Annotated in this window: 11 protein-coding genes and 1 tRNA gene; 4 read left to right on the top strand and 8 right to left on the bottom strand. The window is 63.0% G+C overall.

All coding sequences use genetic code 11. The annotated features are described in order from the left end of the window. Positions 1-354: 354 nt before the first annotated feature. Entirely contained in the window at positions 355-930 is a 576-nt protein-coding gene (locus HRU71_04830; protein QOJ02853.1) for a PEP-CTERM sorting domain-containing protein, read from the bottom strand. A gap of 501 nt (positions 931-1,431) precedes the next feature. On the opposite strand from HRU71_04830, the gene HRU71_04825 reads away from it, so the two are divergent. Beyond that, positions 1,432-1,608, top strand: coding sequence for a hypothetical protein (locus tag HRU71_04825; GenBank protein QOJ02852.1), 177 nt, complete (start codon positions 1,432-1,434; stop codon positions 1,606-1,608). Beyond that, positions 1,605-2,150 (top strand): hypothetical protein, encoded by a 546-nt coding sequence (locus HRU71_04820; protein ID QOJ02851.1) that lies wholly within the window; start codon positions 1,605-1,607, stop codon positions 2,148-2,150. The genes HRU71_04825 and HRU71_04820 overlap by 4 nt, the downstream gene beginning before the upstream one ends. On the opposite strand, the gene HRU71_04815 is transcribed toward HRU71_04820, so the two are convergent. The 7 genes from HRU71_04815 to HRU71_04785 all read right to left on the bottom strand — a co-directional run bounded on the left by HRU71_04815 (position 2,136) and on the right by HRU71_04785 (position 10,297). Next, a complete protein-coding gene (locus tag HRU71_04815) occupies positions 2,136-2,879 on the bottom strand; it encodes a hypothetical protein (protein QOJ02850.1) in 744 nt (247 codons plus the stop codon). The two genes, HRU71_04820 and HRU71_04815, sit on opposite strands and share 15 nt — an antisense overlap. Positions 2,880-3,038: 159 nt before the next feature. Further along, complete coding sequence (locus tag HRU71_04810) at positions 3,039-3,920, bottom strand: HDOD domain-containing protein (GenBank protein ID QOJ02849.1); 882 nt, start codon at positions 3,918-3,920, stop codon at positions 3,039-3,041. A 129-nt stretch (positions 3,921-4,049) separates the two neighbouring features. Next, positions 4,050-5,105 carry an N-acetylneuraminate synthase family protein gene (locus HRU71_04805; GenBank protein ID QOJ02848.1) on the bottom strand — a complete coding sequence of 352 codons (1,056 nt, stop codon included), beginning with the start codon at positions 5,103-5,105 and terminating at the stop codon, positions 4,050-4,052. Between the two features lie 95 nt (positions 5,106-5,200). Continuing rightward, positions 5,201-5,274 (bottom strand) — tRNA-Asp (locus HRU71_04800). Positions 5,275-5,529: 255 nt separating this feature from the next. Next, positions 5,530-8,085, bottom strand: a complete 2,556-nt coding sequence (gene glgP / locus HRU71_04795) for an alpha-glucan family phosphorylase (protein ID QOJ02847.1) — start codon at positions 8,083-8,085, stop codon at positions 5,530-5,532. 375 nt (positions 8,086-8,460) lie between these two features. Beyond that, positions 8,461-9,396 carry an SDR family oxidoreductase gene (locus HRU71_04790; GenBank protein ID QOJ02846.1) on the bottom strand — a complete coding sequence of 312 codons (936 nt, stop codon included), beginning with the start codon at positions 9,394-9,396 and terminating at the stop codon, positions 8,461-8,463. A gap of 52 nt (positions 9,397-9,448) precedes the next feature. After that, the gene (locus HRU71_04785) at positions 9,449-10,297 is read right to left on the bottom strand and encodes an LpxI family protein (protein QOJ02845.1); all 849 of its coding nucleotides are present in this window, start codon (positions 10,295-10,297) and stop codon (positions 9,449-9,451) included. A 90-nt stretch (positions 10,298-10,387) separates the two neighbouring features. Between HRU71_04785 and HRU71_04780 the strand changes: the two genes are divergently transcribed. Beyond that, positions 10,388-10,963 (top strand): DUF309 domain-containing protein, encoded by a 576-nt coding sequence (locus HRU71_04780; protein ID QOJ02844.1) that lies wholly within the window; start codon positions 10,388-10,390, stop codon positions 10,961-10,963. Positions 10,964-11,287: 324 nt separating this feature from the next. After that, positions 11,288-13,492 carry an HDIG domain-containing protein gene (locus HRU71_04775; protein QOJ02843.1) on the top strand — a complete coding sequence of 735 codons (2,205 nt, stop codon included), beginning with the start codon at positions 11,288-11,290 and terminating at the stop codon, positions 13,490-13,492. Positions 13,493-13,538: the final 46 nt, after the last annotated feature.

Below are 13,538 nucleotides of genomic sequence, written 5' to 3'. Positions count from 1 at the left end.
TCGCATAACGATTTGCACCAAGTGGGCTTGAATCCCCGATCAGAACTGGTTTCAAAACTCCTCCCCCCTTCGGGGAGAGGTTCGGTGAGGGGAAAAAAGTAGTTCAAACGAAATCATTCACCCTCACCCCGACCCACTCCCTGAAATGGAAAGGGGTTTTGAAACAGCTTGTAGTCTCCTTGGGACGACACCGGGATGGTACTTGCCAAGTGCCGAACCTGCTCGGCGTGTCCAGTGAACACTGCAATTCGAGGCAGTACTGCGCGGAGGACCATCCAAGTGTTTGGCGCGCGCAAAAAAAGGCGTCGCGAAGCAGGCTTCGCGACGCCTTTAAGGTTCAAACGAGTCGCCGAATTACTTGCGGCGGCGAATCAGGCTCAACGCGCCCAGACCCAGCAGAGCGAGGGTGCTCGGCTCGGGAACGAGGCTCAACGTGAGCAGGTACTGACCGACCTCGGGGTGAGCACCACCGAAGTTGAAGTCAGGGAAACCAGTAACGCCGAGCAGATAGATGCCGCCGAGTCCGCTGCCGGGCGAAACATGATAGCGAACAGCCGAACCACGAACAGGGCCGACGACGCTGCCGTCCGCGGCATCGTCGCCAGCATCATCATTACCCACGATCACCGCTCCGCCAGCAGTGAAGACGCCCAAGAGGGTGTCCGGAGTGGAGAAGCTGCCGGGCAGGCTGGCCATCGGGGTGGTGATGGCAGTCAGGGTGCAACCTTCGGGAACGAAGACGGCGTAGTAGTCCACGTCGCCGCCGCCGGCTGCCAGCGAAGCGATGCCGACATCAGCGCTCGCGTTGCAGGGCAACGGAATGAACTGGGCGGTCGCCGGTGTGTTGTTACCTTCGACTTCAAAGAAACCGCCAAACGCGGGGGCGGCAACCAGAAGCGCCACTGCCAGAGCAAACTTCGTAAATCGCATGATCCTCTCCTCCGTACTCGTTGACCTTGTCGCACGCAGGGCGTGCGTTCTTTCGACTGCTTCTAACCCTGCCCTTCTTCGGGCAACTAGTCCGTAGCGTAACACATCCGGACCCTTCGTGTCAATACTTTTTGGGCTTTGAAAATAAGTTTTTTGAGGAATTTTCGAACCGTTTGAATACCGAACTACAGACGCAAGGTCGCATCGTCTGGTCGTCGTAACTCACTATAAAATAATGAGATACGGCTTTGACGGCGAGGGTGTCTCCGCCCGGATCGTGGGGTATTCTGCGCAAGCTTCTCGAAGTAACCCCGGACGGGTTCCAATACGATTACATAGACCTGGAAGCGATATCCGCATCCCAAGTGGCTTTTCCCTGTCGATTCCAGTTTGGATTGGAGATAGTCTAATCCGCCACCCTGAATTCCGGGCATCGCTTCGGAATCATGGGTCTTGGCATGTACGGGACTTGGGTTGCTTCAGTTTTTCGCGAGGTTACAAATGACGCCACTCCGTGCGGAACCGCTCCTGGCCAAGCTCAACGAGCTGCGGCACGAGGCCGAAGGCGATGAGACGGACCTTGAATGGCTCGCCCTTCATCACGCTTTTTGTTTCATTTCCTACAAAATGGGCGAGTTTCAGAAGTACCTTGAAGAAGTGAATCAGAAACGAGAATGAAAACCGGTGCGCTCCCGCTTACACCGATCGACTCTGAAACGGCCAGGTCGCCCCTGCCGGTCGAAGGTCCCCGGCACCATCTCGTCGTCCTGTACGATGAATATATTGACAAAATGCTTGATGGCCGCAAGCAGATCGAATGCCGGCTGTCGTTGGTCCGCCGCGCGCCGTACGAGACCGTGCGTTCCGGCGACATCCTTTGGTTCAAGCCGCCGTCGCGGCCGATCCGGGCGATGGCCCGGGCGGGTGCGTGTCGATTCGTCAAATTGGATCGCCCGCACGACGTCGGCGGAATCGCATCGACTTACAATGAATTGATCGCGGCCCCCGCGGAATTTTTTGCGTCCGCGGCTTCGTGGGCACGTTATGTCAGCTTGATCTGGATTGATTGGGTCATGGCGATTTCCCCTTTGGCCGTGGCCAAGCGTGACCAGCGGTCGTGGGTTGTGTTGGACGGCCCGCCCTCACCCGGGAAGTTCATCGGCCCCGTTGAGTCATCGCAGCGCGGCGAACCGGCGCAGACGCGTTCACAGCCCCGCTAGAATCGCCACGCCACAAGCCGTCACGATCCCCCCGGCCATGGCGTGGCTGAACCGTTCCAAGCCCGCCCATCGCAGGCGGGTGACTCCCATCGTCATGCCCGCGACCAGGGCGAGCATGGTCCCGATCGTGACGATTGAAAAGAGGGTCGTTACGAGGATCAACCCGCCCAGGTTGTGCCGGGCGGCTGGGTAGATGATGAGCGGGATGAGCGGCTCGCAAGGCCCAAACACAAAGACGATAAACAGGGCCATCGGCGACCAGCGCGCGGGCTTCGCGGTTCCCAGCGTCGCAGGTGCTTCGTTGAATCCCGGTTCGTGTAGATGGGCATGATCGGCTGAATGAACATGGGGGTGGGAATGGAGGGTTCCGTCCGCGTGAAGGTGAAGGTGCGTGTGCGGCTTGTTGCGGACGGCGCGCCAGATGCCCCAAGTCAGGTAAGTGATTCCGAACGCGATGAGCAGCCACGCGGCCCAATCGCCGCGAGCGGATTCGATCCATTCGAGTTTTTCAACCCCGATCCCCATGGCCACGCCGATCAGGCCCAGGGCCACCGAACTACCGACATGCCCGATCCCGCACAGAAACGTCACGCGCAGCGTCTTGCGAAGCGGCCAGCGGCCGGCGCGGGCCATGGCGACGAACGGCAGGTAATGGTCGGGGCCGGCGAGGGTGTGGATCAGGGCGATTGAGACTGCTGTAGCGGAAAGGGCAAGCGTGCCGTCGGACATGCGTGGGGTACGATTTGGCTGTCCGCCGGTTGACTACGAACCAGCGGCATACGATTAGCCGGCGCTGACTCGGCGAGGCCGCGCAACTCGCAGGGATCATAGTGGATGAATGGAAACGGTGCTTGGACAGCTCAACGGATTGACCGCTGAATGGAGGAATCACTCGCCGAAGAGCGACTGGGTCAGGGCGACCTGCTCCGGCAGCTTGGCGACGGCTTCTTCCAGATCCGACTCGTTGAGATCGGTGATCTGGAGCAGTTCCGGCTCGATCTGCTGGTTGCTGGCCGTTCCGCAGAAGCCGATTCCGGCGTTGCAGGCGAGGACGTCGGCGATTCGCACGAGGGCGGGCAGCTCGCGGTTCGCGGGGGCCAGATCGAGCGGTTTGTGGTGGTATCCGATCGCCGTGCAAAGGTGGGCGGGGAATCGCCACTTGGTGGCCAGGGCCATGCCGAAGGCCTGGTGATCGGCACCAATGATTTCGGTTTCCAGCTGGCAGAACGAGGCGCCCGGGGTTTTGCTTCGATTGATGACTTCCGTCAATTTCGCGGCGAAGAGCTGGCGTTCGACGAGCAAGCCGAGATCGTGCAGCAGTCCGGCGAGGAAGCTTTCCTCGACGTTCGGCTTGCCCTGCGCGGCCGACAGCAGCCGACAACCGACTGCGACGGCGACGGCGTGCTCCCATCCGGCCTTGCCGCTGAAGCCTTCGACGGATTGGCCGCCATTGAACATGTGGGTCATCGACGCGGCGATGGCGATGTTTTTGACCGCCGAAAGGCCTAGCAGGACGACGGCGCGTTCGAAGCTGCCGATTTGTCCGGGCAGGCCGTAGAAAGCGGAGTTGACGACTTTCAGGATGCGCGAAGCGAGGACGGGGTCATTCTTGATGACGTCGTGCATGTCGCGCGCGGTGGACTTGGGGTTCTCGACGATCTGAATGATGCGCACCGTGACTTCGGGCAGCGTGGCGATATCGCCGACGTTGGCGATGGCGTATGCGACCAGCTTGGATGTATCCGGCGATGCGACGGTGGCGGCAGTCATGTGCGATCCCTTCTCAAAAGAGTACGAATGATGCGTTCGGCGGCCCCATCCGGGTGCGTACCCAGTTGGGCTATCGGTTAGCGGGCGCGCGGGGTTGACGATTGATTGGGAGATTTCCGCTGGCGCCTGTCAGGCCAGCATCGACCATTCGATGCGGGTTTGAGCAGGGACATCGACGCGCATCACGCGCCCGATAACCGAGTCGAAGGCATCCGGTGGAATTCCGCCGGCAGGTCGCTGCACCAGGAGGTGTTCGGCTGCGAGGGCTTCGCCAGCGCGGAGGGGCCTTTGGGTAACGAGGCTGCCGCGAGCCAGGCGGCGCACTTCCAGTTCGGATTCGCTCGGCGCCACGCGGCCATCGCCAAGCGCTGTCAGCGCGGCGCGCGCCGTGGCGACGTATCGTGCCATGGCGTCCGGCTCCAGCGAAAAGAAATGATCGGGACCGTTCGCCGAGCGATCCAACGTGAGATGCTTTTCGAGGATGCGCGCGCCGGCGGCGACGGCCAGTGCTGCGAACGCTGCATCGTCGGTGTGATCGCTGAAACCGACCGGGCAGCCGAATCGGTCGGCGAGCGTGCGAATGCAACCGAGCCGCGCCTCGGCGGGTCGGGTCGGATACGCCGACACGCAGTGCAACAGGCTCAAGCGATCGCGCGCGCCAGCGACGGTCAGCAGCGCGACGGCGGCGTCGATTTCGTCGAGCGTGGCCGCGCCGGTGGAGGCGATCAGCGGGAGCCCGGTGGCAGCCGCTGCGCGAAGCAAGGGGACATTCACGATGTCCGGCGAGGCGATCTTGAGTGCGGAGACACCGAGCGCGACGAGCATTTCCAGATCAGGTATTGAAAAGGGCGTGCAGAGGAACGCGATGCCGCGCTGCTCGGCGTAGCGTTTGAGTACGGCGAAATCCGCGGGCGACAACTCCAGCCGTGCGAGCATCCGGGCCTGGGATTCGCCGGCCTCCGTCGCCTGGTAGGCGCACGTGGGTGCGTCGGCCGCGGCAATCCGCGCGGCGGAGAAGGCCTGAAACTTCACGGCGTCGGCGCCGGCCGATCGGGCGGCGTCGATCAGGGCGCGGGCTTTTTCTAGACATCCGTCGTGATTTACACCGGCTTCGGCGATGATGTACACGCCGTCGGGTCGACCAAGGCAGGCCGATCGTTTCGAGGGCTGGGAGGCTGCGTCCATGAGAAGGTCATCGGTCAGCGGGCGGGGCGGGTTTCAGCGCAAAGAAAGAGGCCCTCTCCGCGGGGCGGAAAGGGCCTTCTCGTTTGGGGGGCAAACGAGGCTGACGGGGCTCGAACCCGCAACCTCCGGCGTGACAGGCCGGCGCTCTGACCAATTGAGCTACAGCCCCTTGTGCAGCCCGATCTTGCCGTCCGGATCGTGGCGGCCATGAAGCTGCGTACGGTAGTTTAGGCCGCCGATCCTGTCAAGGTGAATCGCGTGTCGGTCGGTCCGGGCAGCGTTCGCATATCGAACCGAACGGCAGCATGAGGGCGGGTTTGGTAACGGTCAATGATGAAGAACCCGCATGCTGACGCGCGGCTCGGTTCAAACGTTTCCAGTTCCGGAAGGTCCGGCAATAAACGGCACGTATCAATTGGGGCACTCACGCCCAGAGGATCAACCCCGTGTCATGCGGGTGGGCCAGATCGGGGTGTCGGGGCAGGACGCGCACCGCAAATCCGTGCTGGCCGCTCCGCTGACAAGGGATCTCACCGTGGAACCAGAACGAGCCGTTTTCGATTGGCTCGACCAGTTTCATCGGCTGGTTGATCCCTTCAACCAGTTGCCCGTGCGCATCGACGTGACCGTAGTAGAGTTCCACAGCGACGTCGTCGGGCTTGACGGAATCGAGATGAACGCGAGCGCGAACCTGCACCTTTGACCCGACGGGCAATTCGGGCGCGCCGTTGGAATCGACCTGCTCGATGCGCAATTTAGGCCAGGTAGAGGCCAGTCGTCCCTTCCAATCGGCAAGGGACTTTGCCCCGCCGAAATCGTTGGCCGCGCGTTGGCGATAGCGGCGGGCCGCCGGTGCGTAGAGCATGTTGGAATACTCTTCCAGCATGCGATTGGTGTTGAACATCGGACAGATGGTGCGCATGCAGTGTTTCATTCGCGCGATCCAACCGCGCGGCAGGCCGTCGGCGCCGCGATCGAAGAAGAGCGGGACGATCTCTTTTTCCAGGATTTCGTAAATGGCTTCGCCCTCAATCTGATCCTGAAAGGCCGGGTCGTCGTAGATTTTGCCCTCGTCGATGGCCCAGCCGTTCTCGCCGTCGTAGGCTTCGGGCCACCAGCCGTCGAGGGTGGAGAAGTTGAGGCTTCCGTTGACGGCGGCCTTCATGCCGCTGGTTCCGGAGGCTTCGCGGGGTTTGATGGGGTTGTTCAGCCAGACGTCGCAACCCTGAACGAACATGCGTGCGACCGTGATGTCATAGTTTTCCAGGAAGACGACGCGCCGGGCGAACTCCGGCTTGCGCAGGTGTGCAATGATCTGCTTGATGATCTCCTTGCCGTTGTCATCGCGCGGGTGGGCCTTGCCGCCGAAGACGATCTGCACCGGGCGGTCGGCGTCGGAGAGAATCCGCGCGAGGCGCTCGGGCTGGCGGAAGATGAGCGATCCGCGTTTGTAGGGTGCGAATCGCCGGGCGAAACCGATTGTGAGAGCCTCCGGGTCGAGCACTTCGTCGGCGCTCTTGACCTCGGTGGGCGGGGCGCCGCCGCGACGGAGCTGCTCGCGGAGGCGCTTGCGTGCGAATGCCACGAATGCAACGCGTCGCCGCTCGTGCGCCCGCCAAAGCTCCAGATCGGGGATGTCCGCTACCATTCGCCAGATGTCGTGATCGACGGGGTTCTCGATCCAGTCCGGGCCGAGGTAGCGCGTGAGCAGGTCGGAGATTTCCGGCGCGATCCATGTCAGCGCGTGAATGCCGTTGGTGATCGACGTGATCGGCACTTCGTCGCGCGGCGCGCCGGGCCAGACCGTGTGCCACATGTCGCGTGAGACGTAGCCGTGCAGCGCCGAGACGCCGTTGGCCGAGCCGGCCAGTCGCAGGGCCAGCACCGCCATCGAGAAGAGTTCGTCCGGGTTTTTCGCATCGATGCGACCCAGGGCCAGGAAGTCTTCAAAGCTCAAGCCGATCGCCGGGAGATACGGCTGAACATATTGCGTCAGGAGTTTGTCATCAAAGCGGTCGATGCCCGCGGGCACCGGCGTGTGCGTCGTGAAGATCAGCCCCGCCGTGACGGCCTCGCGCGCCGAGGGCAGGTCCAGCTTGTGATACTCTCGATGCTGGCGCAGTCGCTCAATGGTGAGAAAGGCCGCATGGCCTTCGTTCATGTGGCAGACGTCGGGCCGGATGCCGAGCAGATCGAGCAGACGCAGTCCGCCGATGCCCAGGAGCACTTCCTGTCGGATGCGCATGGTGTCGTCGCCGCCATAGAGCCGATGCGTGACGTCGCGAACGGCGTGCGGGTTCTCGGGCAGATCGGTGTCAAGCAGGAAGAGGCGCACACGGCCAACCTGCACGCGCCACGCCTGCACGGTCGCATCGTGTTCACCGATCGGGAGTTTGAACTTGACGGGCTGGCCGTCCTGTGCGCGTACGAGCGTAACGGGCAACTGGTAAAAATCGAGCGAGGGGTATTCCTCGAGCTGCCAGCCCTCGTGGGTGATGCGTTGCTGGAAGTAGCCCTGGCGGTACATGAGTCCGACGCCGACGAGCGGCAGACCCAGATCGCTGGCGCTCTTGAGGTGGTCGCCGGCGAGGATGCCCAGGCCTCCGGAGTAGACCGGCAGCGATTCGTGCAGGCCGAATTCCATCGAAAAATAGGCAATTGTCGTGTCTTTGAGATCGGGATACGTCTTGGCGAACCAGCCCTCGCGGCTAAGGTACGCGTCGAGCGCGGTCATCACCCGGCCGTAGTGGCCGAGGTAAGCTTTGTCATTCGCGGCGTGATCGAGGCGCTTCTGGGCGATGTGAGAGAGGAAGACGACGGGGTTCTGGCCGGTGTCGTTCCACAGGTCGGGATCAAGCCGGCGGAACAGCTCGGTGGCCTCGCTGTTCCAGCTCCACCAGAGGTTGTAGGCAAGCTCCTGGAGGCGTGCGAGGGCCTGCGGCAGGGCGGGGACGACGTTGAAAGTGCGAAGTCGAAACATAGCCGATGCGGATTCCTTTCCGACGGGTCATCGTATAACGATTTATCAGGCTTGGACAGGGCGGGGAATGCGGTTTGGAATCACGCGCCGAATCAAGGCTCGTTCGTCCTCCGGACGAGAGGGTCTAATTTGGGGGCCTCTGTCCGGCGGCGGAAGCCGCTGGCAACGTGCGCGCCCTCCGGACGAAGCTCAACGTTCGTGCGCCGTTCGGGCGAAGGGGTGCCACTGCTTGAAGCAGTGGTACAGCAACCATGTTCGATCGCAACACGGCGGCGCTGGCAGATTGGTTGCGCGCGTTCACCGAGCCGTGACCGGCCCGGCTCGGACATGACGGCATGGCGTCCCGTATGAACGGACGGCGCGGCGTTGATTCAATCAATCCAGATTCCTGCGGTACCACTCAATCGCCCTTGAGAGGCCGTCGGCGAACGTGACGGTCGGCTTGTAACCGATGACCTGCTCGGCGAGACGGATGTCGGCGTAGGAGTGCTTGATGTCGCCGGGGCGGGGCGGGGCGTAGGTCGGGGTGATGGTGGTGCCGAGCAGCGTGTTCAGGTGCCGGATCATCTCGTTGAGCGTGACTCGATCGTGACACGCGATGTTCACAACCTCGCCGTGCAGCGCCTTCGCATCGACGGCCGCCAGGTTCGCATTGACGACGTTCTCGACGTAGGTGAAATCGCGTGACTGTTCTCCGTCGCCGTAGATGGTCGGCGATTTGCCCTTGAGCATGGCGCTGACGAAGGCGGGGATGACGGCGGCGTACTGGCCGTGCGGATCCTGCCGCGGGCCGAAGACGTTGAAGTAGCGCAGCGAGATCGTCTCCATGCCGTAGCAGCGATGAAAGACGGACAGGTAGTATTCGCCCATCAGCTTTTGCACGGCGTAGGGCGACAGCGGACTGGTCGGCATCGATTCAACCTTGGGCAGCGTCGGCGATTCGCCGTAGGCCGAGCTGCTGGCGGCGTAGATGAATCGCTTGACGCCGGCCTCGCGCGCCGCGTTCAGCAGGTTGAACGTCGCCTGCACGTTGTTGCGATGGCTCGTCGCCGGGTCGGCTACGCTCTTGGGCACCGAACCCAGCGCCGCCTGATGCAGCACGACGCGCACACCGGCGACGGCGCGGGCGCAGATCGCCGGGTCGGCCAGATCACCCTCGAGGAGTTCGTATTTGCCTTCAAACGGCGCGAGGTTCTTCTTCTTGCCGGTGATGAAGCTGTCCGCCACGCGCACCGAGGCGCCCAGGCCGATGAGCCGTTCGACAAGATGCGATCCGATGAATCCGGCGCCGCCGGTGACGAGGTAATCCATAGCGTATTGGCTCTCCGGCCGGTTCATCGGTCCATGTGCGAAGCAGGCTCGGCTATTCCCTGTGTCCGACGATCACGATGCCCAGCTTGTTCGCCAAGTCGATGGTTTTATCGCGTTCGAGGATCAGCGTCTTATCGGCCTCGACGACGATGACCTTTCCGCGCGCGTCGGCGACGCGCTGCACCGTGGTCGCGCCGATCGTCGGCACATCGAAGCGCATGTCCTGATTGGGCTTGGCCGTCTTCACCAGGGTCCAGCCGCCGGCCTTACAGAGCTGGCCGGCCCGGGCGATCATCGCGTCGGTGCCTTCGATCGCCTCCACCGCGATGATGTCCTTGCAGAAGACAGCGACCGACTGGCCGATATCGAGCCGGCCCATCTCCTTCGCCATGCGCCAGCCGAGTTCGACGTCGGCGGTTTGCGCCTCGGTGAGCGTGCCGCGCGTGAGCAGACCCTCGCCCGCCAGTGCGTCGCGACAATAGGCCGTCGAGTCGATCAAGGTCACGCCCTTTCGCATCATCTCATCGGCGACTGCGCCGAGCAGCGAGTCATTCCGTCGATCCGCCGCGCCGAAATAATACACGCGAAGGCTCGTCCAGTCCGGCCAGTAGACCAGCAACTGCCGCCACCACGGGAGGGCGACGATGCGCGTCTTGGCGACGCGGCCCGCCATGACGGCCTGCGTGGCGCCGGCTCGGCGAAGCAGACGAATCCAGCGACCCAGCCGAGCGATGCCCGCTTCGTGGAAGAGATCGGCCTCGTCGCGCACGGCGGGCAGGTAACATTCGCGCAGGCCGACGACGGCCACGCGCAGGCCGGCGGCTTTCGCGCCGCGCAGCACGAGGAGGGGGAATTCGCCCTCGCCGGCAATCAGTCCCAGCGTCTGTTGCATCGCGATCAATAGTTTATCCGAATCGCGGCGTGCGTGCGAAAGGCTCGCCCGTGATCATGGTATAGTTGCAGCACGATGCCCCCTCCTGATCCGCGTAACTTGATCGCTCACCCGCGATACACAGAGCGGCCCTTCCCGCCGTACCGCTTCACGCCGGGACGGGATCCGCATCCGGCGGCTGATCCGAGCGGGCATAGTTACGAGCCGCCGGGGCATGCGCGACCGGTCGCCGTGTATCGTCCGGCGGAAGCCTGGCAAACCAGCGACGAATATCTATATGGATGCGACCTGTACAACCACGGCTATTGGTGGGAGGCCCACGAGGCGTGGGAGGATTTGTGGCGCGTGGTACCCGGCGAATCGGTCCAGCGGCATTTTCTTCAGGGATTGATACAGGTGTCTGCATGCCACTTGAAGCTCTGCCTCGCGGAGTTGGCAGCCGGTGATTCGTCGCGCCGGGCGGGTCATCTGGCGGGCGTCGATCGCTTGCGCACGTCCTGGGCCGCGCACCTTTCGATTGTGTTGAACGCGACCGGTGCGGTGCCGTACATGGGGTTGGGTCTCGCGACGTGGGTCCGGGGAGTCTCCGGCTATTTCGAGCGAGCGGTTTCTTCCGCGGATCCGGTCCATTCTCCGCATGGCTTTCCGTATATTGAGCTGCCTGTGAAAAGTTGAGCAGGAGCGGGCATAAGTCCGGTAATATGCTTACGTTGTATCGTTGCGAGATGTTTTATGCATGGAATCCACAGTTAGGTGATGACGAAACCCCGGTCGGGCGATAGGCTTAACCGGGTATTGGCCCCTCGGGTGATTAGAATCTCGAAGGGGAAAACGGTGGTGCCGCTCGGCGCAAGCTAGTCGGGCGGGTGGCGTCCATCGCCGCCAGAAGCCGGCAGCAGCCGGTGGATCGAAGGAACCGCTCCATTGTTACGACAGGACGAAGCTCGGCGACGATCGGGCGAACGTGAAATCCCGCTGCGGGACCGGGTTCGTCGTTTGTTGAGTTGGCCGATTGTGATCGCGGTCTGCTTCTGGGGCGGGGCGTCGCTGATCGTGCTATCCGGGGATGAGCGGCTGCCCTATTACCTCGGGCAGGAGATCGAGCAGCCGATACTCTCCCGAATCAACTTCGAGCGGGTCAACCAAAGCCGTACGGCCGAAGCGCGCAAGACGGCGCAACAGGAAGTGCCGGATTACTTTCGGCTGAACCATCGCGTGGTGGATGGGGTGGCGTCGGGCTTCCGGGATTTGTTCGCGGCGGTTAAGGCGGTCGAGAGTTTTGAGCAGTTTCAGGAATCCCACGGCAAGCGCTGGTCGTTGGATCGCGCGGGCTACGACGCGCTGAACGCGATGGGGGACGACGCGGGGATCGCGGCGTTTCAGCGTGATGTGGATCAGGTGTCGCAGCGGTTGGCGCAGCGGAACATGATCGAGCGAGTGGACATCGAGCGAGAGATCCGCAGCACGGCGGGGGTCGTGCAACTGGATCGCGGCGACGGCGTGTTCGTGCCGGTGGCCAAGGAGCGGTTGACCTACGCGGTGAACAGCGACCACGTGGATCGACTGGCGCAGGATTTGGTGCGCGATTTGTTCCCGCCGGCGGTGCGTCCGACGCTGGTGGCGATTGTCAAGAACGTGATCAATCCGCCGGAAGGCAAGCCCGAACCGCTCTTCGTATACGACGTGGATCAGACCAAAGCGAAGCTGGAAGAGGCCGCGGCGCTGCCGCCGGTGAAGGACAGTTTCCAGATGGGAGATCGCCTCGTGAAACCGGGCGTGCTCGATGGCGAGACGCTGGCCTTGCTGAAGGCGGAACACGAGGAGTACCTGAAGCAGCGTAGCGTCGAACCGCGCCTGCTGGCCGGCTGGCGCAAGAAGAAGGCGGGCATCTTCGGGATGATCGCGCTGCTGACGGCGGGGCTGTCGGTTTATACGTATCGCTGTCAGCCTCGCATCGCGCAGAAGCCGACGCGCGCGCTGGCGCTGGCGGGCCTGCTCTTGCTGATGTTGTTCGCCGATCGGCTGCTGCTGACGAGTCTGGGGACCAGTCCGATCTGGAGCGTGGCGGCGGTGACGATGACCGCTGCGATCTTGACGATTGCCTATTCTCAAATCTATGCGATCGGCATGACGGCCGGTCTGGCGTTGCTGCTGGCGGTGACGGAGGAAGTGCCCGACGGGCTGCTGGTGGTGTTCTTGAGTGTGGCGGCCGTGGTGATCCTGCTGTTGGGCGAGATACGCACGCGGCTTCGGATGGTCGAGATCGGCGGGGTGACGGCGCTGGTTGCCGCGATCAGCACGACGTTTCTGGGTCTGGTGATGGGCGACTCGATGGCGCTGATTGCGAGCGAGGCGGCGCGGGCGGCGCTGGCGGCGTTGATCGGCGCGAGCGTCGTGCTGGTGCTGCTGCCGATCATTGAGAAGGTATTCCGCATCACGACAAACCTGACGCTGTTGGAATGGGCCGACACGAGCAATCCGTTGTTGCGGCAGTTGATCGAGCGCGCGCCGGGGACGTGGCAGCACAGCCACCTGATCGGCAGCATTGCCGAGTCGGCCGCCGAGGAGATCGACGCGAACGGCCTGCTGGTGCGCGTCGGGGCGTACTACCACGATATCGGGAAGATGTGCAAGCCGGCGTATTATGTCGAGAATCAGGAAACGCGCGAGAACGCCCATCGCAACCTCGCGCCGACGATGAGCCTACTGGTGATCCTGGCGCACGTGAAGGACGGCCTGGCGCTGGCGAAGGAGCACGGTTTGCCGCCGGTGCTGCATCAGTTCATCGCCGAGCATCATGGCACGACGGTCGTGAGGTATTTTCATGCGATGGCGGCGAAGGAGGCTCGCAGCGGCCGGCGCGACGAGCGCGAGGCCGACGAGACGGAGTTCCGCTACCCCGGCCCCAAGCCGCGGTCGCGCGAGTCAGCGATTCTGATGATCTGTGATGGCGTCGAAGGCGCGGTGCGCAGCTTGCAAGATCCGACGGCCGGCCGGATCGAGACGGTGGTCCACGAGATCATCATGGACCGGCTGATGGACGGACAGTTTGACGATTGCGATATCACGTTGAAGGAACTGGCCCGGATCGAAGAGAGCATCGTGCGCAGCCTGCGGGCGATTCACCATGGTCGCATTGCTTATCCCAAGGGCGAGTCGTTCGAGCCGAGACCGGCGCCGCAGCCGCAGGTTCGCCGCGCATGAGCAGGGGGCGGTCCGGGCGCGAGGGAGCGAGAGGAATCGCTTCGCC

The sequence above is a fragment of the Planctomycetia bacterium genome, from assembly GCA_015200345.1.
In the GTDB taxonomy this organism is placed as follows: domain Bacteria; phylum Planctomycetota; class Phycisphaerae; order UBA1845; family UTPLA1; genus PLA3.
The sequence above is the reverse complement of the archived record's forward strand: the minus strand, read 5'-3'. Positions and strand labels throughout refer to the sequence as shown.